General features: G+C 38.4%; 2 protein-coding genes. Both read right to left on the bottom strand.

What is annotated here, in order from left to right:
• Positions 1 to 314, bottom strand: a 314-nt coding sequence (locus BM141_RS22445; protein ID WP_221407743.1) for a hypothetical protein, incomplete at its 3' end; no start/stop codon positions are given.
• A gap of 114 nt (positions 315 to 428) precedes the next feature.
• A complete protein-coding gene (locus tag BM141_RS22440; RefSeq protein ID WP_143091095.1) occupies positions 429 to 1,382 on the bottom strand; it encodes a trypsin-like serine peptidase in 954 nt (317 codons plus the stop codon).
• Positions 1,383 to 1,512 lie beyond the last annotated feature (130 nt).

The raw sequence follows: 1,512 nt of genomic DNA, 5'->3' as shown, positions 1-1,512 counted from the left end.
CAACTATTGGCAACTTTCACTGTCAGGTTGGCGTACCCTGTGCTATAAGGAGTAAGTCCTACAGTTGTGCCATACAGCGAGCTATAAGACCAACCACTTGGGAAAGTCCACTCTGCATTTGTTGCCCCGTTTCCATTAGCATAAGTAAGTTGTAAGTAATTAGGCTGTCCGTAGCACATGGTTAAGTTTCCTCCGCTTGTAGAACTCCATTGGGTATTATTGCTTGTATTGCGAATGGTAACACCTTGATTGCTCACAGGGAGATTTACTTGGATAGTTTTGGTGCTGGTAGTAGTAACACCGCCTATATTCAAGAAATAAGGCACATTAGCAGAAATAGTACCTGTCCCTGCACTTAAAGAACTTGCGGGAGTTACAGTTACACTATTGCGATTTTGACTCAGTATGCTTAGATTTCCTGAAACAGTTCAAGTGGCATTCATAGTGGCTGGTAGTTCCAAAGAATAGGTAGTAGAATTATTCGCACAGACTTGTTCTGCTCCATTGATTCTTGAAGGGATTAAATGAGAGATTGATGATAAATTTTGATTAGGGGAGAGCCACGCTTTTAATTGTGTATCAGGAGTGCCTCCGCCAAGCCAAGAGTCTGATAAACGGTTAATATAAAAGGGACACGACCAAGAAGCAGGGCATCCGACACAATCATCTCTCCATAACGAGAAAGGGTCTTTTGAACTTCCTAACAATTGTCCAATGACTTGATGATTTTGATTAAAAAAACCTGCTCCTGAAGACCCACGAGCGATAGTACCAGTTCCATATCTTGCACGTAGCTGATTATCAGAATCTAAGGTAATATTGCTCGAGGTTGCTATTCTTGCATGGCTACCTGATGGATGATGAATAATCACACCACTTGAGGGTGTACCAGCTGCCCTATTCCAACCTGCATAATTTACATCAACAGGGATAGTACCTACTAATTCTAACAATGCCATATCTGTAGGCTTATATGCAGCTCTCACAATAGCCCCATTGACAAAAGCATATTGTGCCAAATCAAGGGCATTCCCATTACATGAAGTGGTCTGATATTTGAAAGTAAAAGAATTATTGCCATTCAAGATGCTATTTCTTTCTGCTTGCGAGATTATGCCATCATCGTCTAAATCAATCACATGGAATGCCGTTAGAAGGAAAGCACGACCATTTCTGCTCTCATTGTTCAATAAAATTCCAGTGCCTCTTTTGCCTTGCCCATCAAGAGTAGCTACTACTATTCTTACAGTTGCATTGGCTTCTACAGCCCAGTCTGTATAGCATTTTATATCTGGGATACAGTTTAAATCTTGAGCATTTATTGGCAAAATATTCAATAAAAGATTTAATATCAAGAACGAGAAAAAATAAGATTGTTTCATATATTTTTGACTTGTTAAAATATAAAAAGATATAGATACCAATTGTGCTAGTTAAAATATAAAGTTTTTTATATCTAAGATAGGTTGTTGAGTTATAAAGTTTAAATAAATAGCAAAAGTTAGGGATGTT

Origin of the sequence: Thermoflexibacter ruber (assembly GCF_900113045.1) — a bacterium.
Lineage (GTDB): Bacteria > Bacteroidota > Bacteroidia > Cytophagales > Thermoflexibacteraceae > Thermoflexibacter > Thermoflexibacter ruber.
The sequence above is the reverse complement of the archived record's forward strand: the minus strand, read 5'-3'. Positions and strand labels throughout refer to the sequence as shown.